16 protein-coding genes are annotated in these 23,438 nt (G+C 46.9%); 7 read left to right on the top strand and 9 right to left on the bottom strand.

What is annotated here, in order from left to right:
• Window positions 1-141: 141 nt before the first annotated feature.
• Entirely contained in the window at window positions 142-2,496 is a 2,355-nt protein-coding gene (locus ACJJIM_RS19555; RefSeq protein ID WP_444913407.1) for a Tex family protein, read from the top strand.
• Window positions 2,497-2,560: 64 nt separating this feature from the next.
• On the opposite strand, the gene ACJJIM_RS19560 is transcribed toward ACJJIM_RS19555, so the two are convergent.
• Window positions 2,561-3,226, bottom strand: a complete 666-nt coding sequence (locus tag ACJJIM_RS19560) for a pseudouridine synthase (RefSeq protein WP_444911789.1) — start codon at window positions 3,224-3,226, stop codon at window positions 2,561-2,563.
• 605 nt (window positions 3,227-3,831) lie between these two features.
• Here ACJJIM_RS19560 and ACJJIM_RS19565 point away from each other — a divergent pair.
• On the top strand, window positions 3,832-7,065 hold the full coding sequence (locus ACJJIM_RS19565) for a TonB-dependent receptor domain-containing protein (protein ID WP_413663781.1): 3,234 nt from the start codon (window positions 3,832-3,834) through the stop codon (window positions 7,063-7,065).
• Window positions 7,066-7,129: 64 nt separating this feature from the next.
• A complete protein-coding gene (locus tag ACJJIM_RS19570) occupies window positions 7,130-9,091 on the top strand; it encodes an alpha/beta hydrolase family protein (RefSeq protein WP_413663782.1) in 1,962 nt (653 codons plus the stop codon).
• A 538-nt stretch (window positions 9,092-9,629) separates the two neighbouring features.
• Here the strand turns inward: ACJJIM_RS19570 and metF are convergent.
• The 4 genes from metF to ACJJIM_RS19590 all read right to left on the bottom strand — a co-directional run bounded on the left by metF (window position 9,630) and on the right by ACJJIM_RS19590 (window position 14,267).
• Window positions 9,630-10,469 (bottom strand): methylenetetrahydrofolate reductase [NAD(P)H], encoded by an 840-nt coding sequence (gene metF / locus ACJJIM_RS19575; RefSeq protein ID WP_413663783.1) that lies wholly within the window; start codon window positions 10,467-10,469, stop codon window positions 9,630-9,632.
• 64 nt (window positions 10,470-10,533) lie between these two features.
• Entirely contained in the window at window positions 10,534-11,910 is a 1,377-nt protein-coding gene (ahcY, locus tag ACJJIM_RS19580) for an adenosylhomocysteinase (protein ID WP_369974263.1), read from the bottom strand.
• A gap of 107 nt (window positions 11,911-12,017) precedes the next feature.
• Window positions 12,018-13,238 (bottom strand): methionine adenosyltransferase, encoded by a 1,221-nt coding sequence (gene metK / locus ACJJIM_RS19585; RefSeq protein WP_282930687.1) that lies wholly within the window; start codon window positions 13,236-13,238, stop codon window positions 12,018-12,020.
• A 72-nt stretch (window positions 13,239-13,310) separates the two neighbouring features.
• Window positions 13,311-14,267: a metalloregulator ArsR/SmtB family transcription factor gene (locus tag ACJJIM_RS19590; protein ID WP_444911790.1), complete on the bottom strand. Its 957-nt coding sequence runs from the start codon at window positions 14,265-14,267 to the stop codon at window positions 13,311-13,313.
• 258 nt (window positions 14,268-14,525) lie between these two features.
• On the opposite strand from ACJJIM_RS19590, the gene tkt reads away from it, so the two are divergent.
• Window positions 14,526-16,526, top strand: coding sequence for a transketolase (gene tkt / locus ACJJIM_RS19595; RefSeq protein ID WP_444911791.1), 2,001 nt, complete (start codon window positions 14,526-14,528; stop codon window positions 16,524-16,526).
• 109 nt (window positions 16,527-16,635) lie between these two features.
• Window positions 16,636-17,646: a type I glyceraldehyde-3-phosphate dehydrogenase gene (gene gap, locus ACJJIM_RS19600; RefSeq protein ID WP_444911792.1), complete on the top strand. Its 1,011-nt coding sequence runs from the start codon at window positions 16,636-16,638 to the stop codon at window positions 17,644-17,646.
• A gap of 125 nt (window positions 17,647-17,771) precedes the next feature.
• On the opposite strand, the gene ACJJIM_RS19605 is transcribed toward gap, so the two are convergent.
• Window positions 17,772-19,757, bottom strand: a complete 1,986-nt coding sequence (locus ACJJIM_RS19605) for a hypothetical protein (RefSeq protein WP_444911793.1) — start codon at window positions 19,755-19,757, stop codon at window positions 17,772-17,774.
• Between the two features lie 302 nt (window positions 19,758-20,059).
• Window positions 20,060-21,199, bottom strand: coding sequence for an aminopeptidase (locus tag ACJJIM_RS19610; protein ID WP_444911794.1), 1,140 nt, complete (start codon window positions 21,197-21,199; stop codon window positions 20,060-20,062).
• Window positions 21,200-21,270: 71 nt separating this feature from the next.
• Between ACJJIM_RS19610 and ACJJIM_RS19615 the strand changes: the two genes are divergently transcribed.
• The gene (locus ACJJIM_RS19615; RefSeq protein WP_413663788.1) at window positions 21,271-21,504 is read left to right on the top strand and encodes a hypothetical protein; all 234 of its coding nucleotides are present in this window, start codon (window positions 21,271-21,273) and stop codon (window positions 21,502-21,504) included.
• Window positions 21,505-21,614: 110 nt separating this feature from the next.
• On the top strand, window positions 21,615-21,788 hold the full coding sequence (locus ACJJIM_RS19620; RefSeq protein WP_282930681.1) for a DUF3149 domain-containing protein: 174 nt from the start codon (window positions 21,615-21,617) through the stop codon (window positions 21,786-21,788).
• Between the two features lie 311 nt (window positions 21,789-22,099).
• On the opposite strand, the gene tatC is transcribed toward ACJJIM_RS19620, so the two are convergent.
• Window positions 22,100-22,849 carry a twin-arginine translocase subunit TatC gene (gene tatC, locus ACJJIM_RS19625; RefSeq protein ID WP_413663789.1) on the bottom strand — a complete coding sequence of 250 codons (750 nt, stop codon included), beginning with the start codon at window positions 22,847-22,849 and terminating at the stop codon, window positions 22,100-22,102.
• Entirely contained in the window at window positions 22,846-23,433 is a 588-nt protein-coding gene (gene tatB / locus ACJJIM_RS19630; RefSeq protein WP_444911795.1) for a Sec-independent protein translocase protein TatB, read from the bottom strand. Before tatB ends, tatC begins: the two co-directional genes overlap by 4 nt.
• Window positions 23,434-23,438: the final 5 nt, after the last annotated feature.

Here is a 23,438-nt window from a genome sequence, read left to right on the forward strand (position 1 = left end):
CGCATAATGCCGACCCCAAATTACTCCTGTAAGGGCCCTCTCGTTTACCCGCCAAATACCACGGAAACTGAAAGGCTACTTACTGGTCCAACATCGCCCTTAACGGTACGAAATTTCCCGGAAAACGGATGTAAACATCAAATGCTGGATATCAACGTTCGCATCGCCGAAGAACTCAATGTCAGACCACAACAGGTTACCGCCGCAGTATCCCTGCTCGATGAAGGAGCCACAGTCCCATTTATTGCGCGCTACCGGAAAGAGGTGACAGGGGCCCTGGACGACACCCAGCTGCGCACCCTGGAAGATCGGCTGCGCTATCTGCGCGAACTGGAAGAGCGCCGCGCTGCCATCCTGAAAAGTATCGATGAGCAGGGCAAGCTGACCCCGGAGTTGTCACAACAAATCAACAGTGCCGACACCAAGAACCGCCTCGAAGACCTCTACCTCCCCTACAAACCCAAGCGCCGCACCAAAGGACAAATCGCCATTGAGGCTGGACTGGAGCCACTGGCCGATGCACTGACCAACAACCCCTCCCTCGACCCTGCAGCTGAAGCAGAGCAATACCTCAATACCGACAACGAAGACGCCTCCCTTCACGTCAAAGACATCAAAGCCGCTCTGGATGGAGCCAAATTTATCCTGATGGAGCGCTTTGCCGAAGACGCCGAGCTGCTGGGCAAGCTGCGTGAATTCCTCAAGCGCGACGGACAGGTGAAATCCAAACTGCTCGAAGGCAAAGAAGAGGAAGGGGCCAAGTTCCGCGACTATTTTGAATACGCCGAAGATTGGTCCAAGGTGCCCTCCCACCGCGCCCTGGCTATTTTCCGCGGCCGCAACGAGGGCGTGCTCGCCATCAGTGTGGGCCTCGCCGAAGAAGAGGGGACCTCCCCAACCTCCAGCCACCCCTGCGAAGCCATGATCGCCCGCCATGTGGATATCACCGATGAAGGTCGTCCTGCAGACAAATGGCTCGGCGAAGTAGTGCGCTGGACCTGGCGAATCAAGCTTCTGACCGCACTGGAAACTGACCTGATGGGTGAACTGCGCGAGAAGGCAGAAGAGGAAGCCATCAAGGTATTCTCCCGCAACCTGAAAGACCTGCTACTGGCAGCTCCGGCCGGGCAAAAGGCCACCATCGGCCTGGACCCGGGTCTGCGCACCGGGGTCAAAGTCGCCGTAGTCGATGCCACTGGCAAGATACTCGATCACACCGCTATCTTCCCCAACCCGCCACAGAATCGTCATCAGGAGTCTGCAGCGGTTATTGCCGCCCTGTGTAATAAATACAATGTGGGCCTGATCGCCATTGGCAACGGCACCGCCAGCCGCGAGACCGACAAATTCGTCGGGGAAACTATTAAGCAATATAAGCTGACGGCTCAAAAAGTTGTGGTTAACGAAGCCGGTGCTTCCGTTTACTCCGCCTCTGAATTTGCTGCGCGGGAATTCCCAGATCTTGATGTGACTATCCGTGGAGCTATCTCCATCGCCCGCCGCCTGCAGGACCCGCTGGCAGAATTGGTGAAAATCGAACCCAAATCCATTGGTGTTGGCCAGTATCAGCACGACGTTTCCCAGACTCAACTGGCCCGCTCACTGGACGCCGTGGTTGAGGACTGTGTAAACGGTGTCGGCGCTGAGCTGAACTCCGCCTCTGCACCGCTGCTGGCTCGGGTTTCCGGCCTGACTGCATCTATTGCCAACAATATTGTCAGCTACCGCGACCAGAACGGCGCTTTCAAAAATCGCAAGCAACTGATGGAAGTTCCGCGCTTAGGGCCCAAGGCATTTGAACAGGCCGCCGGCTTCCTGCGTATTAATAACGGTGAAAATCCGCTGGATAAATCCGGGGTGCACCCCGAGTCCTATATCGTGGTTAAACGCATTGCCGAGAAAAATAGCCGTGAAATTAACAGCCTTATCGGCGACTCAGGCTTCCTGCGCCGACTGAATCCGGCAGACTATACCGACGAAAAATTCGGTGTACCTACCGTTACCGATATTATCACCGAACTGGAAAAACCTGGTCGCGACCCGCGCCCGGAATTCCGCACGGCCAAATTTGAAGAGGGCGTAGAGGAAATTAAAGACCTGCGCCCGGCAATGGTACTCGAGGGGACAGTCACCAACGTCACCAACTTCGGGGCTTTTGTGGATATCGGTGTTCACCAGGATGGCCTGGTACATATCTCTGCACTTTCAGAGAAGTTCGTTAAAGACCCTCACGAAGTCGTAAAAGCCGGTGATATTGTCAAAGTTAAAGTGATGGAAGTGGACGTTGCCCGCAAACGTATTGGCCTTTCCATGCGCTTATCTGACGAGCCTGGTGAGCAGGGTAGTGGCGGTATCAAAAAGGGTGACCAGCGCGAAAACCGCCAAGCCCAGCGCTACAATAAGCAGCAGGGCAACCGCTCCCAGAAAGGGGGTCAAGGTAATGGCCGTGGTAGCATGGGTGATATTTTGATGGCGGCGATGAAGAATAAAAAATAACCGATAAAAAGGGCGGCCAAATGGCCGCCCTTGTTATATCCCTCTGACAGCCCCTCTTGCCATATTATTCAATTAAAAACTCTCCGGGCAACTCGCTAGTAAAATGCAAAGCTTCTCCACTTACAGGATGAGAAAATTTCAGCTCGCTAGCATGTAACAGTAGCCTCGAAGCCCCCTTCAACGCACCAGGGTGGGCATAAAAAGGGTCCCCCAATATTGGATGTCCTATTGCCTGCATATGCACCCGGAGTTGGTGAGAGCGTCCAGTAACTGGCATAAGTCGAATCAAACTACTGTTTTCAGAGCTGGAGACTTTCTCCCAGCGGGTTAGAGATGGCTTGCCCTCGGCAAAATCTACTTTTTGCCTTGGCCTATTTGGCCAGTCACAAATAAGGGGTAAATTCACTTCACCATTTGCATTTTCCGGTACACCCCATACTCGCGCATAGTAGGTTTTCTCAACCTTACGATTTTGAAATAAAGTACTCAGCGCCTTATGTACCTCAACACTGCGCGCCATTACGATTAGTCCTGAAGTATCCATATCCAGTCTATGAACAGTGAGTGCATCTGGATATTGTGCTTGCGCTCGGCTGGCCAAACTGTCTTGGTGATCAGCACTCCTTCCCGGAACACTAAGAAGTCCACTGGGTTTTTCTAAGATGAGTAGTGCTTCATCCTTATACAGCACTGAAATAAACGGGTCTGCTGGAGGATTATAATCCCGCATTATTCGTACCTAATACCCTCAATAAATTAAGTTCATAGCCAGTTAAAAGAGTCTTTCTTCTGCTTAGAGAATTGGAAGACTTAATATGCAATACAGTTACTTTCAGAAAGTAGATGTTATATTCAAATATAATAAAGAATTATACCCAAGCCAATTACTCCCCGTTTTTAACTGGATACTCTTTAATCTCAAGAGATGCTTCTCTATGCAAAAGTCTGACGAAAGAGAATCTACAACAGTCACAAATGTCAGAAAAGAATCAATATCCTATTTTGTCCTAGTACTGCTGCCAAAAACAGATCAATTAACAGTCAACTTGGCACAAAAAAACTGCCGGGTAGATCAAAAAGAACGTTCTTTCCGTTAAAAAAACACTATGAAGGTCAAAAAAACAGGAAATCCATCCTATTCGGACCGGCAAATTAGTGATAAATATTTCACCGAAAGGTAAAGTAAATGATGCTTAGTTTGTTTTGTTTAATTTATATTAAACTACTCGAGACTATCGAATCTAACAGTTAATATCTATCCTCCACTAATAATAAGTGGCAAAAAAGTCACAACATTATATTTAAAATATTAGGCACGTTTCTTTGGAGGGTTAAGTGGAACACAAGTTTAAAAAGAGCTTTTTAAGTCTAGCAATCGCTGGTACTTTTTCTTTAACAGCATTTCCAAGTTTTGCTCAAGAGGGGGAAGATAAGTTAACTCAAGAAGATGTTTCTGCAAAAGAAGTTGAAATTGCAGAGTCCAGTTCTCAGAATGAAGTTGAAGAGGTTATGGTTACTGGATCACGTATCTCTCGTGATACCTTTTCCAGTGTGTCCCCCCTTCAGATTATTGATACAGAAGGGACTAGAGCAGCGGGCTTAATTGATGCTTCGTCTATCTTGCAAAACAGTCAGGCCGCTTCAGGCCAGCAAATTGACTTAACTTTTTCTGGGTATGTACTTGATAACGGGCCAGGTTCATCAACTGTAAGCCTTAGAGGCCTTGGTTCTGGACGTACCCTTGTCTTGCTCAATGGTAGACGCTTAGCCCCTTCAGGTGTAGGTGGTGCTCCTAGTGCTCCAGACTTAAATCTGATCCCCTCTTCCTTAGTTCAGCAATATGACATGTTGCTTGATGGCGCCTCCTCTGTTTATGGCTCAGATGCGGTTGCCGGTGTAACAAATGTCATCCTGAAGAAAGATTTTGATGGCTTTGATTTCGAGTTTTTCTCGACTAATCCTACCCAGGACAGCGGCGAAGAAAACACTTTCAGCCTTAGCTGGGGTAAAAATTACGATCGCGGTTTTATAGGCTTCGGTGCTGAATATTTCGAAAGCGATGCTGTTACTTATGCTGATCGTGAATGGACATCAGGTTGTGAACAGAATATTGAAGTAGGTCGTGACGGAAACATCTATAAAAGTGATGCTTATTACAGCACTAATTATGGAATGGACTGGCAAGGCGGCTGTAATGTCGGGCTTCTCGCCGGTCGTGTAAGTGTACCGGGTGCAGGCAGCATCTACTATACACCAGGCCAAAGCAATGGAGGTTGGAGTAACTTCTCTGAGTCTAACCTTTATGCAGTAGGGGCTGATGGCAATGGGGATGGCGTTACTGACGTTTCCTTCCTGGACTATAGCTTGAACGGTCGCGAAAACTTTGCACATCTCTACCCAGAACAAGATCGTGCAAGCTTCATGGCCTTCGGTGAGTACACTTTCGATGGAGAAATGAACCTTACTCCATTTTTTGAAACCCTATACTCTCAAAGAAATACCTTTGTTAATACTGGAGCCTCCCAACTATTCCCTGATGTTCCAGCTGAGAATCCCTACAACATCTGTAATCCTGATGGGGTAAATGGAGTTGACTGCGGCCTAGCTTATGATGCCCTACTTACTAACCCAAATATCGTAGACGACTTTGCTGCATACTACGGTGGCTCACCAAGTGACTTTGGTCTTTTAAATGGTGCACTCGGTGCTCAGTCAACAACGCCTATCGTTGCGGTGCGTGGAGACAGAAATAAAACTGAAGTAAGCCTGGAAAGCCTTCGTTTTGTGACCGGTCTTCGTGGAGACCTGCCAATGCTTAATATTGGCACTATGTCAGACTGGTCGTTTGAAACTTATGCTTCATTTAGTAAGTCCGATGGTAGATCCACGACTTGGGGGATACGTGAAGACCGCTTGATGCATTCATTGAACACAACTGTAGAAGATCCAAATAATCCTGGAAACTATATTTGTGGTGATGGCACTGATGGCTGCGTACCCGTTAACCTCTATGCAGGTTCACTATACGACGGGGTTATTGGGGATTTTGCTACCCAAGAAGAAAGAGATTACGTATTTGGAGAGCGGAAGTTCCGTACCGAGTACTATCAGACTATTTTATCCGCCTTTGCATCAGGTAATATTTTAAGCCTTCCAGCTGGCGATATGGCTTTGGTTCTCGGACTTGAGTTCCGTAATGACCGTATTAAGTCAATTCCGAACGATGTAGCAGCTGAGGGTTTATTCTTTGGCTATACATCTGATAAGGGTGCTACCGGTCACAAAGATACTCGTGAAGCTTACGCAGAGTTAGAAATTCCTTTGCTAGCGGGTAAATTCATGGCTGAAGAGCTTACAGCTAATTTGTCTGCTCGTTTCACCGATGATGAGTACTATGGCGGCGACTGGACAGAATCTGTTAAGTTAGGGTATCGCCCTGTTAACTCCTTGCTCTTACGGGGTACTTTTGGTACTTCATACCGCGCTCCAAACTTACGCGAGAACTTCCTCAAAGGACAAACAGGGTTTAATGACGTTACAGACCCCTGTGTTATTCCAGAGGCAGCAATTGATAACGTAACTGGTAACGGCTATAACGCTGACTTGGATACACGCGCACCAGAAGTTCTGGCAAATTGTATTGCTAATGGTGTGGACCCCACGGCACTAGACAATAACGGCCTTGCCACCTATTCATCTGAAATTATTTCAGGTGGCTCACTGGAGCTAGAAGCCGAAACTTCTGAGTCTTATACGCTTGGATTCTCTTGGGAGCAGCCTTTCTTTGATGCCTTTGGTCTAACTATTGGCATGACTTATTATGATATTGAAATTGAGAACGCAATTGTTGAGCCATCTCATCAATATCTTGTAAACGACTGTTATACAAGTGCAGTTCAAAGCTCATTCTGTGGTCTGATAGAGCGCAATGACGAAGGCTTTATAACTTCTATTGATGCTGGCTTTATTAATCGCGATATAGAGGTGTCCAGAGGCATCGACTATAACATCCGCTATGAGCAACCAGTAACAATCTTTGGCGCTCCTATCGAGCTATCTGCCAGCATTAATGTTAACCGCATGCTGGAAAGATCATTTACCTACATCAATGATCAAGGCATTGAGGACTTTGAAGACTACTCCGGTGGATTTGGTTATGCTAAGTGGACTGGCAGCAGTCAGCTACAAGCAGAATATGATGATTTCCGCTTCACCTGGAGCTCACGCTATATCAGCTCTGTAGAGCAAAACGCATTATATTTGGATGAGTTTAGTGATATCTATGATACCAATGAAACAGGTTATAGCTCTGATACCTGTATTGGTGAAGCGAATGGTGGTACTGACTGTCGTGATGTTGGTTATGCTGATGATTACATAGTTCATAATGCATCACTATATTATTACGCAGACACCTGGACAGCAGGCATTGGTGTTAACAACATATTTAATGAAGCACCTCCTGAAGTAGATGGCGACGAAATTCTATCCATCAACAATTCACCAATTGGTTATGGCTATGATTTACAGGGCCGCACCATATTTATGAATATGCAAATGAATTTCTAATTTGCTTTAGTTTTTTAGGCCCGCTATGCGGGCCTTTTTTATTTGTATTTCGAGTAAACACCAGATGAATAAACTTAATTACAATATTTGTATATATTTCTCACTACTAACAACACTCTTATTTTCATCGGTCTCTCAGGCCAACTCCCCCTACCCTCTAGAGTATTGGGCACTTCGAGATGTAATAAGAAATGTAGAAATATCTCCTGACGGAAAGCACCTGGCATTAATTAAAATACCAACTAAGGACGGATCTCCAATAATTGAAATCTATGATACAAATTCAATGGAGAAAACGCCCTATAGAGTCAATTCTGACCCAATGGAAATCACACGATTCTATTGGGCCTCAAATGACGTAATAATCATGAACCTCCGACAACAAGTCAGAAAAAAAATCGATGGATTTAACCAGGGGGTCTATGAAGGAATTATTGCATCTCTGGATATTAAAAAGAAAAAATTGAAAAAATATGATCACATGGGGGCAAGAGTAGAGCATCTACTACCAGAAAAGAAAAATAAAATTATATATTCATTTTTTCCGGGCGGGGATAACAATAAGATAAAAGAGGCATTTAGACCACAAACATATTATGAATTAGATCTAAAAACTGGAAGTAAAAAACTTATTTTGCGCGGAAAGCTTGCTCTAGGGGCGGTAGAATTTGATGGGAAGGGAAACCCCTGGCTAGCTAGGGGCTTTGATATTTCCGAGGGTGAATATGTTTGGTATGAAAGAGTAACAAATAAAAAAGAATGGCAAGAAATTTATAGGCTTAGTGAAGACAGTTTTGAGACATTTGAAGTAAATGGCTTCGACGAAAAAAATCCAGAAATTTTTTTCGTAAGAGCAAATAACGGAAAAGATAAAGTAGGCCTTTGGGAATTCAATATTGCCAAAAAGAAATTTTCTGAAGCAATATACTTAAGAAACGATGTAGATATCGCTGGAGTTACTTACCATAGTAATAAATGGACAAATCCAGATACTATAGCGGGTGTATATTACTATAAAGATGGGGTGAAAACTGAATATTTAGACCCCATCAGTTCTGCAATGGCCAACCAAATACAAGGAGTTATACCTAATTCAGAATTCACAAGAATAACTAGCAGAGATCGATCCGGAAACTCTCTGATTATTACAAACACTGGTTCTCATGATCCCGGTTCATTCTATTTATTACATAAAGGAAAACTGAGAAAAATTGGTAGCCGCCAACCTCTACTCGAAGCAGACCAGCTTTCAGAAGTACGTTATATTGAGTATAAATCCCGTGATGGTAAAAATATACCTGCATACCTGACCATACCAAATGGAGAACCTCCTTTCCCTGCTGTCGTAATGCCACATGGAGGACCTTTTGTATCCGAAGTGGTAATTTATGACGAGTGGGCGCAAATGTTGGCTAACAACGGCTACTTAGTGCTCCAACCACAATACCGAGGCTCAATGGGGTATGGAATGGAGCACTACAAATCTGCATTTAAGGATGGCGGTCAGGGTGGCCACAAAATGCAGGATGACAAAGATGATGGGATGCTCTATTTAGTCGATGAAGGACTTGCAGACCCTAAACGAATGGCAATTTTTGGTTGGTCATATGGTGGTTATGCAGCTCTTATTGCTGCGAGTAGAGAGGATCAAATATACCAGTGTGCCATTGCTGGAGCAGCAGTTTCAGACCCTCAAATGCAAGTGAATTACTATCGCTATCGTATGCGAGGAGCTCAGAAAGAGGAACAGCTCACCATGTGGGGAGATAGTATATCCCCGATAGAACACGCTGCCGATGTAAATATTCCCTTGCTAATTATTCATGGAAGTGTAGATCAGCGCGTACCATTGATTCATGCAGAGAAGTATAGAAAGGCCCTAGATAAGCACGAAAAAGATTATAAGTACCTTGTACTAGAAGGTGCCGATCATTTCTCAAATACACTTTTCTTTAACCATCAAAAAGATCTTTTTGAGTCAATGATTAGCTACTTAAATGAGGATTGTAATTTAGCAAAAAAATAAATTCGTAGATACGAGGCCACTCATTATCTAGTGGCCTCCTCTTTTTTAGATATACGAAACCGATCTCATTACAATTGATGATAAAGCCTAGTCTCAAATAATTAAATTATTTTAAGTCGAAAAGATAAAATCCATCATTGCACAATAGCTGGAGCAGCTGTTCCAGCCACCTTAATGCAAATGAACTAATATCGCTATCGTATACGTACGAAATGTGGGTAGACTGCATTTCGCTACTGGAACATGCAAAATATGTAAACATCCCACTTCTACTAATCCATTTCTGTGTAGACCAGTACGCGCCACCAATTCACGCGAAAAATACCGCAAGGCGCTAGAAAAATATATAGTAAAGACTCAAAATATATTGAACTAGATGGTGCAGATCGCTTTCAGATACTTTTTTCTTCGAGCATCAAAATAAACTGTTTGAGTCAATGATCTCTTACTTTAAGGATAAATAAGGCCCTCAAGACCTCTAGTATTTTGATAGTTTTTTAGATTTTTGCCCGAATTTTATCGGGCCTAAATCTATATTTTATTCTAAAGAAATGCTCAACGCCCTTAAAATTTCAGCGCTCATACCAGCCTGATTCATGGTATAGAAGTGCAGGCCTGGCGCTCCTCCCTCTAACAAAGTTTCGCAGAGATCAGTCACTACTTCCAATCCAAGCTTTCGAATATCATCAGAATTACGATAGCTTTCCATACGTTTAACCAACCATCTTGGGATTTCTGCACCACAATTGCGAGAGAAACGCACAAGGTTAGCAAAATTAGCTATAGGCATAATACCGGGGTAAATAGGCGCGTCTATGCCAGCCTTCTCACACTGATCAATGAAATAAAAATAAGAATCTGGATTATAGAAATACTGGGTAAGAGCACTATTGGCCCCCGCCTCGAACTTGCCTTTAAGATAACGTATATCATCATCATAGCTGTTCGACTCAGGGTGTATCTCAGGGTATGCAGCTACTTCAAGATGAAATTGATCACCAGTATGTCGGCGAATAAAAGCGACTAATTCATTCGCATAAACCAGTTGCGCCACCGCCCCCATGCCCGATGGCATATCACCACGCAGTGCAACTATTCGATTAATTCCCGCCTCTTCATATTCATTTAACAAACCCAGTATGGTCTCTTCATTGTCACCACCAAACGATAAATGAGGGGCAATGGAAATACCATCACGTCGCATATTGGTCACAATACTCGACGTTGTATCTCTCGTGGTGCCACCAGCACCATAGGTAACAGAAAAAAATTCAGGATTAAATGCCTGGAGCGCTTCGCGAGTTTTGTATAGCTTCTCGCGACCCTCTGGCGTTTTTGGAGGGAAAAATTCGAAACTTATGCGAATGGAGTCTTTCATTATATTTCTCCAACCCCGCACAATTCAGGTGCCGGCGATACCGGCACCTTTTAGTTAGGGGTGATTAGTACTTATAACTTTCAGGTTTGAACGGACCTTCAACTGAAACACCGATATAGTTAGCTTGTTGCTCGGTCATACGGGTAATAACACCACTAAAACCCTCAACCATATAGCGTGCAACTTCTTCATCCAGGTGCTTAGGCAGCACTTTTACATACAGCGCTGAAGTTTTTTGATCTGCCGGTAAGTCAGCAAACTTTTCTTTGAACAAATGGATCTGGGCGAGAACCTGGTTGGCAAAAGAGCCATCCATGATGCGACTCGGATGGCCAGTAGCGTTGCCGAGGTTTACCAGGCGGCCTTCAGACAGCAGCAGCAAGTGATCATTGGTTTCGCTATTGCGAACCACCTTATGTACCTGCGGCTTAACTTCCTGCCACTCCCAGTTTTCACGCATAAAGGCGGTGTCGATTTCATTATCGAAGTGACCAATATTACAAACCACCGCGCCACTCTTCAGGGCGGAAAGCATGTGGGCATCGCAAACGTTTACGTTGCCAGTTGTAGTAACGATCAGGTCTGTATTGGCCAGCAGCTGTTTGTTAATACCCTCAGCGGTACCAGTATTAACGCCGTCGATGTAGGGGGAAACCAGCTCGAAGCCGTCCATACAAGCCTGCATCGCACAGATCGGGTCCACTTCAGAAACTCGTACGATCATGCCTTCCTGGCGCAGGGATGCTGCGGAACCTTTACCTACGTCGCCGTAACCAATAACCAGCGCTCGCTTACCAGAGAGCAAGTGGTCAGTGGCGCGCTTGATGGCGTCGTTGAGACTGTGGCGACAGCCATATTTGTTGTCGTTCTTGCTCTTGGTCACAGCGTCATTGACGTTGATCGCAGGAATCTTCAGGGTGCCTTCGCGCAGCATATCCTGCAGGCGGTGTACGCCAGTGGTGGTCTCTTCACTCACACCGTGGCAAGCATCGAGAAGTTGCGGGTATTCGCGGTGCAGCAATTCGGTGAGGTCGCCACCGTCATCCAAAATAATATTGGGTTGCCAGCCGGCAACATCGGCACCAATAGTGCGCTCAAGGCACCACTCGTATTCTTCTTCAGTTTCACCTTTCCAGGCAAATACGGGGATTCCGCGCGCAGCAATGGCAGCAGCGGCGTGGTCCTGGGTGGAGAAAATATTACAGGAGGACCAGCGAACTTCAGCCCCCAGTGCGACCAGAGTTTCAATCAGCACTGCAGTCTGGATTGTCATGTGGATACAGCCCATGATACGGGCACCCGCCAGCGGCTGCTCTGCGCGGTATTTCTCACGCAGGGTCATCAGTGCCGGCATTTCACCTTCTGCAATTTCAATTTCACGGCGCCCCCACTCGGCCAGGGAAATGTCTGCGATTTTGTAATCTTTAAATTCAGTGCTCATTTGATTCATCGTTTTTGAGTCCAAAAATTATCTGCTTGCCGAGTGGTACCCAGCATATTTTGTGTGCCCGCGCTTTTGGCGCAGGCATGAATATTTATTTCTGAAACTTAGAGGCCGGCTTGGGAGCGAAGCGCATCCGCCTTGTCGGTTTTTTCCCATGGGAAAGCAGTAAAGCTCTCACTGCGTTCCTGGCCATTGCTGTCGATCCAGTTGTAAGTGTGGGTAAACGGATCGCGACCAAAGTGACCATAAGCTGCGGTCAACTGATACATCGGGTGCAACAGGTCGAGGGATTTGGAGATGGCGTAAGGACGCAGGTCAAAGTTTTCACGCACCAGCTCTACCAGCTTATCCTCTGGTACCAAACCGGTTCCAAAAGTATTAATTGCTACGGAAGTCGGCTCGGCGACACCGATGGCGTAGGAAACCTGAATCTCACAGCGCTTGGCCAAGCCTGCAGCGACAATGTTCTTAGCCACATAGCGACCTGCGTAAGCGGCAGAGCGGTCAACCTTAGAGGGGTCCTTACCGGAAAACGCACCGCCGCCATGGCGAGCGGAGCCACCGTAAGTATCGACGATAATCTTGCGCCCGGTGAGACCGCAGTCCCCAACTGGCCCGCCAATAACAAAGTTGCCCGTCGGGTTGATATGGAACTTGGTGTCTTTATGCAGCCATTCCAGCGGCAAGGTGTTGTGAACAATCAGCTCCATCACTGCATCGCGCAGATCTTTTTGGCTGACATCCGGGTTGTGCTGGGTTGAAAGAACAACCGCATCGATCGCGCAGGGGCGGCCCTGTTCGTCGTAACGGAAGGTCAGCTGGCTTTTTGCATCAGGACGCAACCAAGGGAGCAGACCGGATTTACGCACTTCAGCCTGGCGCTCAACCAGACGGTGGGAATAGTAGATCGGCGCAGGCATAAAGGTGGGAGTTTCATTGGTCGCATAACCAAACATTAACCCCTGGTCCCCAGCACCCTGGTCTTCCGGCTTAGCGCGGTCTACACCCTGTGCGATATCCACAGATTGTTTACCGATTACATTGATAACACCACAGGTCTCGCCGTCATAACCCACGTCAGAAGAGGTGTAGCCAATATCGGTAATCACTTTACGCACCAGCTCTTCCAAGTCCACCCAGGCAGAGGTGGAAATCTCGCCGGCAATAACAGCAATACCGGTTTTCACCAGGGTTTCACAGGCAACCCGCGCCTGCTTGTCACGGGCCAGTAGAGCATCCAATACAGCATCGGAAATCTGGTCGGCAATTTTATCCGGGTGTCCCTCAGATACGGATTCTGAGGTAAACAGTCTGTATTCACTCATTTTGAGGTCTCCATTGTCCCGCCGCAGCGGTTGAATATCTTTTAACTTCAGGCTGTGCCTGACAAACCCTCGTCAGGGCTTAATAAACTCTCTTATCTGGATCTGAAAGCCATTGCGCAGGGCGCTATAAATACTACGCCCATCTTGCAGGCCGGCAGTCGCGGCCCAGTCACTCAACTGCTCTGGAGCAAAGCCCAGCCATAAATCTCCGCAGGCCTCTCTGGCCCAGTCCTGGCTGTGTTCTTGCAATTCTGCAATTAAAAGCTGCCCGCCCTTTTTTAGGGCGCCGTGCAAATCGTGAAAAATTTGTGCCGGGTCAGGAGTGTGGTGCAGCACCATGTTCACCACGATGGTGTCGGCACTGGCCGGCCGTGCCGCAGCAGCGCGAGTATCGCTACAGACAAACTCGATATTTTTAATACCCTGTTCATCGGCAAAAGATTGGGCCCGCTCCAACATTGCAGAAGACAGATCCAGTGCTGTCACTGTCGCGAAACGCTGAGCCAACTCCTGTAGAAATTCACCTTCTCCAGGCCCAACTTCCAAGGCATGACGACCAGGTTTGAGCAGCTGAGCCACTTGTGGTCCGTATACGTCATAGCTGGCGATCAATTCCTGCTGCTCGCGAAAGCGGTTGCCGTAATCGGCAAAGAAACGTCGCGATGCTTCCGCTCTCTCCTCAGAAATCCGGGATACCGCTTGCACACGCACATCGGCCAGAGGCAAATGATCCAGGTTGTTAAAAAGCTGTGCCAGCAGTGGAGTAGCTGCTGTGCGCCGGTAGAAAAGGTTATTACCTTCGCGGTGCTTGTTTACCAGACCTGCCTGGGCGAGCACTTTCAAGTGATGACTCAAGGCAGGTTGGCGCAAATCGAAGATTCGGCACAGCTCTAAAACACTGTAAGAATCCTGGCTGAGCAGGCGCAATATTTCGAGCCGCAGGGGATCTCCGGCGGCTTTCAGGGTCAAGGCCAGCTGAGGAATTGCCTCGGCTGGGCTCAGTTCGGGTGCTGGCTCATTTTCAGACATGGGGCGAAGTCTAGCAGGGGAGCACATCTATATCAAAATGTTTTGATATAGCTTTATTAAATATTTTTGATATAGATGTTAATGGCGCCGCCTAATGCATAGAATTGGAAGTTTGTTGCTGCACTCAACAACAAATCCCCCACCAAAGCTTTGCGCGGGGCCGCCCTTTACGGGAAAATACGCCACCATTTTGTTGTTGCGGGAATCTGCCGGCAGAGCAGCGCCGCACCCTAGCTAAGAAACCAGAGAGCTCTTCTTATGTCTTCTACTCCCTCTCGCGCTGAAAAGGCCAACGCCATTCGCGCCCTGTCCATGGACGCGGTCCAGAAAGCCAAAAGCGGCCACCCCGGTGCGCCCATGGGTATGGCGGATATCGCCGAGGTGCTGTGGAATGACTACTTAAAGCACAACCCGGCCAACCCCAGCTGGGCCGATCGCGACCGCTTTGTACTGTCCAACGGTCACGGCTCCATGCTGCTTTATTCCCTGCTGCACCTGTCCGGCTATGACCTGCCGATTGAAGAGCTGCAGAACTTCCGCCAACTGCATTCCAAAACTCCGGGCCACCCCGAATACGGTTATGCCCCTGGTGTAGAAACCACCACCGGCCCACTGGGCCAGGGCATCACCAACGCTGTTGGTATGGCAATGGCAGAAAAGATAATGGCTGCCCAGTTCAATCGCCCCGGCTATGAGCTGGTAGACCATCACACCTATGTATTCCTGGGCGATGGCTGCCTGATGGAAGGTATCTCCCACGAAGCCTGCTCCCTGGCCGGCACTCTGGGCCTGGGTAAGCTGGTCGCCTTCTATGACGACAACGGCATCTCCATCGATGGTGAAGTGGAAGGCTGGTTCACCGACGACACGCCCAAGCGCTTTGAATCCTACGGCTGGCACGTAATTCCCAATGTGGATGGCCACGATTCCGCCGCTATCAAAGCCGCTATTGAAGAAGCTCGCTCTGTTACTGATAAGCCCACCATTATTTGCTGCAAAACCGTAATCGGCTTCGGCTCCCCGAACAAACAGGGGCGCGAAGAGTGTCACGGTGCACCGCTGGGTGACGAAGAGATTGCCCTGGTTCGCGAAACCCTCGGTTGGGCCCACGGCCCATTTGAAATCCCCGAAGATATCTACGCTGGCTGGGATGCCAAAGCCAAAGGTGAAGCCCAGGAAGACGAGTGGAAAGATATCCTCGCCGATTACCGCGAAGAATTCCCGGAGCTGGCAGCCGAATTTGAGCGCCGCATGAGCGGTGAATTGCCCGCAGATTTCCTCAGCAAAGCAGATGAGTACATCAAAGCCTGCCAGGAAAATGCAGAGAAGATCGCCTCCCGTAAAGCCAGCCAAAACGCTCTGAACGCTTACGGCCCGCTGCTGCCCGAATTCCTCGGCGGCTCCGCCGACCTGGCTGGCTCCAACCTCACTATCTGGTCAGGCTCCAAAGGTGTTAGCGCCGAGGATGCCTCCGGCAACTACATCTATTACGGTGTGCGCGAATTCGGTATGAGCGCCATTATGAATGGTATCGCTCTGCACGGTGGCTTCGTGCCCTACGGCGCTACCTTCCTGATGTTTATGGAATACGCCCGCAACGCTGTGCGCATGGCTGCACTGATGAAGCAGCGTGTGGTCTTTGTCTACACCCACGACTCTATTGGCCTCGGCGAAGACGGCCCGACTCACCAGCCGGTAGAACAGCTCAGCGCCTTGCGCGCCACTCCGAACCTGCACACTTGGCGCCCCTGTGACGCCACTGAATCTGCAGTGAGCTGGAAGATGGCTATCGCGCGCAAAGAGGGCCCCAGCACCATGGTCTTTAGCCGCCAGGGCCTGGCTCCTCAAGATCGCGACAGCGCACAGCTGGCTCAGATTGAGCGCGGTGGATACGTACTGTCCGACTGCGAAGGTGCTCCTGAAGCCATTATTATTGCCACTGGCTCCGAGGTAGAGCTGGCGATGGCGGCCCAGGAAAAACTGGTTGGCAAGAAAGTTCGCGTTGTTTCCATGCCCTGTGCCGAGTTGTTTATGGAGCAGGAAGAGGCTTATCGTGAGTCCGTACTGCCTTCTTCTGTACGTGCACGAGTAGCGGTAGAAGCGAGCCACAAAGACTACTGGTATAAGTTTGTCGGTTTCGATGGCGCTATTATCGGTATGGAAACCTTTGGCGAATCTGCCCCTGCCGGCGACTTGATGCGCTACTTTGGTTTCACTGTGGACAATGTGGCTGAAGCGGTAGAAAAACTGCTGAAGTAATACTGTTCTTTCCACTGAATATCATTTAGGTATCAACCCCGTGCGGCACTGGCTCAGCGCCGCACGGGGGCGCTGAGCTGACATTTTTTCTCCTGCCTAAAGTTGTGCTATGACCACTAGAATTGCCATCAATGGCTACGGCCGTATCGGCCGCTCCGTTTTACGCGCACTCTATGAGTCTGGCGCCCGCGATAACTTACAAATAGTCGCCATCAATGAACTGGCTGACTGCGACACCATTGCACACCTGACAAAATACGATTCTGTCCACGGCCGCTTCTCAGGCGAAGTTTCCGTGCATAAAGATGTCCTCGTGGTTAACGGAGATTCTATTGCCGTAACTCATTGCGAGCGCTTAGAAGATCTGGATTGGCGACGGGATCAAGTAGATATCGTACTGGAATGCACCGGCAGCTTTAAGCAGCGACAAGGCGCGGAGTTGCACCTTGCCGCAGGAGCCAAGAAAGTATTGTTTTCCCAACCCGCCAGCCGGGATGTCGATGCCACGATTGTTTACGGGGTGAACGACCATATTTTGACGGACAAGGAACGGGTAATTTCGGCAGCCTCCTGCACGACTAATTGCAGTGTTCCAGTTATCGCCGCCCTGGATAAAGCCTTCGGCATTGAGGCCGGGGTCATTACCACTATTCACTCTGCGATGAACGATCAACCGGTAAGTGATGCCTATCACCATACTGATTTGAGAAAAACGCGTTCAGCGATAACCTCTGTTATCCCAGTTGATACGGCTTTGGCACGCGGTATTGAGAGAATACTACCCAATCTGGCAGGTAAATTTGAAGCCCAGGCCCTGCGCGTTCCCACAGTCAATGTTTCTGCTATCGATTTATCAGTCTCACTACAAAGAGAAGTAAGTCGGGAAGATATTAATGCTTTATTAAAATCAGCTTCTGAGTCTGAGTTTAATGGTGTACTTGGCTTCACCCAAGAACCCCTCGCATCCTGTGATTTTAATCACGACCCGCGTTCGGGGATTATTGATGCAGGCCAAACTCGTGTAGCGGGGAATCGCTTAGCCAAGATTTTGATTTGGTTTGATAATGAATGGGGATTTGCCAATCGGATGTTGGATGTGGCGAAACTGCTTTCTCACTAAACTAATTATATAGTAGATGGGGAAATCTAATTCCTCCAAACTTAAATGCAATTAAACCAGCCCCAGAGGCGGTAACGCTAACAGCTACCGCCTGACTTTTTACATACACTTTTATTTAAAGGGCTTTATATTCCCGGAACTTCGAATGGTCTTTCGGATATTTTTTCCATCTTTGAATTATAAATATAAGCATTTTCTACTGACAACTGCCCATTTATACTTGATATATCAGAAAAGTGCTTTAACGTTTTTTTCATATAAAACCTATTTTCACCATCAACTCGATAGAGATCCCACTTATACTCTCTAGCGAGTTGACACTCTGAAATAGTAACAGGGTCCCATAAGCCCGGGATACAGCTCTCTGATCCTTGAGAGTAATGCCTAATGGTTAGCTCACCATTTTCCTCTAGCCTCCAGAGGCCTGGTGTTAGATTAATCTCGCTTTCGTCAAATTGCCCATCAAGATTTAAATCCAGCCCTCGTACTGTATTCACTGATCCATCGGTATTTAATTCAACCCAGTAGTGCTCTAATACGGTGAAGAAAGGCCTGCTAAGATTAGGAATATAATACATTCCGGGCACCTCTTGTCCTTCCCAACCCTCTAGCTCCCGGCCAAATAAAGAACTGAACTTTGTTAGTTTTATTTCATAGGACTCATCCACAACAAAGACTCGATTATAATCATCGGAGTTATAATCGAAAAAAGTATAGGTAAGGATTTTCTTATTTGTGACTTCAACCGTAAGTTGATTATGATCATTTACAAACCAAATTCCTGACAATTCAGTTTCAAATGAAGTTCCATCGATGTAGAGTTCAGGAACAATAATGTCAACCCTTCCGCCATTCTCGTAGTCACCATGAAAAGACATATCCAATACCATTACCGCATTAACTGGCGATAATTCTTTATCGGAGTCGACAATATCACTAACTGTTGATGCAATAGGCAAACTATATGTTTTCCCCAACTCAATAACATTGGATACAGCTAATTCTGCGGAAGGCCTCAATGCTAAACTCATTAAAGTTTTCTCTATGAAGTAACTACCTTGATATTCTCCACCAGGGTAGTGCTCATATTGAACAGAATTAAGAATAACTGAATCGACAGAAGCCGCATTTGAAACCCAATTTAATTTGGTAACTCTGATATGAGTTTCTACAAAGGCTAAATCATACTCATGATAATAATAACTTGTAACTAGATCTGCCCCTTCAAGAACAAGTCCATCATCGGATTGTGCCCAAGTAATCATGGCACTATCCATGGCACCAATCATTTCTCCTGTTCCATCAGCTCGAAGTGTTAATTTTAAATTATCCCCCAAAAGATAATAAGTATCTTCAATACTGGATAGAATTGATGGTGAAGCGCTAACAAGATTTTGATTCTTGGAAATAGAAGTTTTCGTCGATTCAAATTCTTCCAAAAAGTTTTCTTTAATTTGCGAAATATATAAAGCCATCAGGCTAAAGTTTGTGGCGAACTCATATACGTCATCAAACTCATCAGGTACGGCAAATCTATCTTCCTGTGGATTATTGACCAATAAATTAATATATGCAGCTACATCAAATACTGTATAGGGATTTAGCTGTTGATATGCTGCCTCATACTGAGATTCAGATATTAACGTACCATTATTCTCAACCTCTAACAGAGCAGAGAGTGCCGTAGTAACACTGGTAATATTTACGCTTAATAATTCAGAACGAACTAAAATAGCGTCATCCCCAGATTTTTCTAGCAAGCCTTCAAATGAGCCCAGTGCACTGACGAGCTTCACGCCGCTACCAGCAGGAAAAATAGCCTCAGCCTGAACAAAGGAATCAGCCCCTAACTCAGAGACCTCCAATTCTACTGTGTAATTCCCATACATATCCAAGTCAGCATTAAAAACTTCATCTTCAATTTGGAATACGACTTCCACCCCGGTATAGTCACCAACCTCAACATAACCTTGGATAGTTAAGTTCATAGTAATTTCAGGATCATCATCTATAGTGTCTTTTTTATTACTAGATGACCCGCCACTACAAGCAGAGATGCATAGGAAAACAACCAAAGGAAACAATTTATGGAGTAACTTAGGGTACATCATACTAATTTATTGACTGAGGAAGATTAATTAAGGGGGAGTCTAAAAGAAAAATGTAAATCAGATTTACACAGATGCGCTAGCATATTAAAAACCCATAGAAAAACCAACCAGCCTAACCAAAATAGAAGAGCCAGACCTCAAAAGGCAAATATATTAATAAATTACAAAATTTCAGATTCGCCACACCTATAAAGCCCCACTTGGTAAGCAACCCCAAGGACAACTATTTTTCAAGCAGCGAAAAATTTATTAAAAACGACCTGAAACTATAGATTTTGATAAAGTGTAGAAAATCAATTTCTTTAAAACTCGTTGTTGTTTATACAAGCTTCGACATCAAAAACAATTGCTTTCTTAGGTTTGTTATTTTTCTGCCTATATTCAGTAGCCAGCCTTAACAGCCCCTGCTCTCTATCTTCCTTGTCAAGCTCACCCAATCTTTCAGCTGCATTATAAAAATCCTCCCAACCATTACTATCAATATAAAGCTGACGAAAAGCTGGAACTAAAGATTCATATTCTGCAGCCAAAGCCAAAGTAGCATTATTGGTTTTCTCTATATAGGCCTGGTAGCGCGCTGGGTAAGACCACTCTGCTGCCATACGCCAATAGCAACGCCTCAATCGACTCAGAACTTCCTCCTTTTCTTGGCGCTTTTCCTCGTCTGGCAAGTTGGATTGGTAAACTGGTTGAAGCTCTTTACGCATCGCTGTCATTAACTGTCGTACCGCCAGTGCCTGAGCCTTAGTCTCCTCAGCAGAACTCGAGAGACCTTGGCTACGAAGCCAATCAGGTAGGGCAATTTCGGACACTGCTGTAGCAAAGCTCTCATTAAAGCGGGTATCACCCGGCACATAAACTCTTCTGTGGGCCAACTCATGAAATAAGAGTCCGGCTAGTCTCTCCGGTGTCCAATTCACAAAGCTTGATAACACAGGGTCATTAAACCAACCCAGGGTGCTGTAGGCCGGAACGGCTCCCAGGTAGACATCGTAACCCTGGTTCCGCAGGCTGTTTGCTTTGGCAATAGCCGCTGATTTGCGGAAGTAGCCCCTATAGCTAGCGCAACCGGCTATGGGGTAACACCATCGTTTGGGGCTCAGGGAAAACTCTGGTGCGGCCAAGACATTCCATATCGGGTACTCATCATCGAGCTGCACATAGGAGCTATAGGCTTGCCCCACTGGTAGTTTTAACTCCTGTGCTGCATAGGCACGGATTTCCTGAACGAGCTGTAATTGCTTCTGGAGTTGATCACTGGCATTGCCGTCTTGAACCAGCTCTTCAATCGGCTGCCGGGCAGAGAGTATCCGCAATTGACCGCTTGCAGCCTGGAAGTAATAGCCCGCAGTCTCGCACCCGTAGAGCCCTAACAATACTAATACGAGCAGCCAAACTCTGGGGCGCGCTAAAAACCTAAGATCAGAAATACTGATATACACTCTTTTTCCTATTAGTATTTTTCTTAGAGAAACCCACCAGTCAAACGATTCCATGTGCAAAAGGTTATTCCATGTCACCAGTGGCAGCCGTCTTAACAGTATTTGCCCTGGTTTTAGGTGCTGTTGCCTGGTTGCGACTGCTATTTATTGGTTTTAGTCGCGACCCCTTGTCGGGGCTGATAGCACTATTTATGCCACCTTTGGCGCTTTTGCTGCTTCTGCCTGACAGGCGAGAAAATAGTGATCTTTATTCTTTATGTGGCGCGTCCTTACTCTGCCTGCTAGCAGCCCTGACCCTGCGTTGACCAACCCGTCGTTCTTACAATAAGTCGATCCAGCTTGATTTAGGTCAAGAGATTTCCATTACAGCTCCCTAGACTGCATAGGTGAAGCATTAGCCTATTTGGAGAGAAAAATGGATGCTTTAATTGACCTGTTTACCAGCTTTTCTGGCCTTCTCAGCTTGGCCGTTATTGCCTTTATATTCCTGATGGCAGCGTTTTTCGTTCGCTTGGTTCGCAACAATGTTGAAAAAGCTGTTGCCGAGCAGGAACGCATCGCAGCACAAGCAACCGGTTCCAATAAATAACTAGGCTTCCATCGTTGTTGTAAGCAACCAAGCACAAGCTAGTTTAGCGTTTATCTCTCGACCTGGTATCTAATAGCGGGCTTTCTACAGCCGGTAGGGTGGTCAACCTCCCTGCAGCTGGGAAATAACCGTGTCATCAAGCTTCTTGTCATGGAAGAGATGGAGTTGATGCTACTGAGAAGAGAGTGCGGCGTTGTACCCGTATAGCTAGCGCTCTCAGGTGAGTAACCCTATCGAGAGCGCAACTGCAATACCTCAAGCGCTGCCTGTGAAGCTAACCGCTGAAAACCCAGTGGTGACTTTTTTATATCTCAGGTAGCAGGCTTATCTTTGGGTGAAGACTTCATCCAACGCCCAAATAAAATGCCAATCTCAAACAATAGCCACATGGGGAAGGCCAATAAGGATTGGGAAATTATATCCGGCGGTGTCAGTAGCATCCCAATTAAAAAGCATCCCACAATCACATAAGGGCGCTTACTTGCCAGGGTCTTGGCATCCACTACCCCACTCCAGATCAGTAGGACTGTCGCAATAGGAATTTCAAAAGCAAAACCAAAAGCAAAAAAAAGCTTCAGCACCAGATCCAGATAACTGCGCATATCTGGCATTACCTTAATATCTTCTGGAGCAGTTCCAACAAAGAAATCAAAAAGAAGGGGAAAGACCACAAAATACGCAAATGCAATGCCGATATAAAAAAGTGCGACGCTACTAATTAATAATGGAATAGCAATACGTTTTTCATTTTTATACAGTCCCGGGGCAATAAATGACCAAACTTGGTAAAGCACAAAAGGGATTGCAATAAAAAAAGAAACTATAAAGGTCGTTTTGAACGGAGTAAGGAACGTGGAAGTCACCTCTGTAGCGATCATTCCAACATCACCCGCCAAACGCTCCTGTAGTGGGTGGGCAATAAAATTATAAATTTCAGACGCAAACGGCATCAAGCAGACAAATAAGACCAATACGACTAAGAGGATTCGCAGTAGGCGATCACGCAGTTCGATCAGGTGGTCGATAAAAGGCTGATGTTTATCTTGGGACTGATCGCTCATGACTGGCTATCTTTTTCCTGTTGCGATGTTTTCTTCTCGCCTTGTTTTTCTTCTTCATCGATGTTTTCAGGGTGGTCCGGGTTTAAATCCGGGTCCCCAAAATCATGCCAATGCTCCGGGTATTCCGGATCCTGTAACTCCTCGGCAGTTTCATCCTGTTCTGGCAAATAATCCTCCTGCTCTGCACGAGGATGAGCAGGTTCTTCTATCGCCTTTTCAGGCTTTGGTGCCTCAGGATGATTTACTCCAGCTGCCTGTTTTTCTACTGGTGTCCCTGCAACTTGTGGTTTTTCAGGCTGATTAAGCGCGTCGTGAACTTCCTTATTGGCTTCGCTAAAGGTTTGCTCCATCTCACGACGACTCTCCTCAATCTCACGCATAATGCGCTCGTTGTGAAGTTCACGCCGTATATCATCGGCTCCAACCTCTCGCTCCAATTCTTCGCGAGCACTATGTAAGGTCCGCTTCAAACCGGACCACCAGCGGGAAGTGGTACGCACCGCATCGGGCAGTCGCTCAGGGCCAACCACCAACAGGGCCACGGCAGCAACTACCAATAGTTCTAAAAAGCCGATATCAAACACAGAGT

Source organism: Microbulbifer maximicatervae (SeqCode) (genome assembly GCF_052467615.1).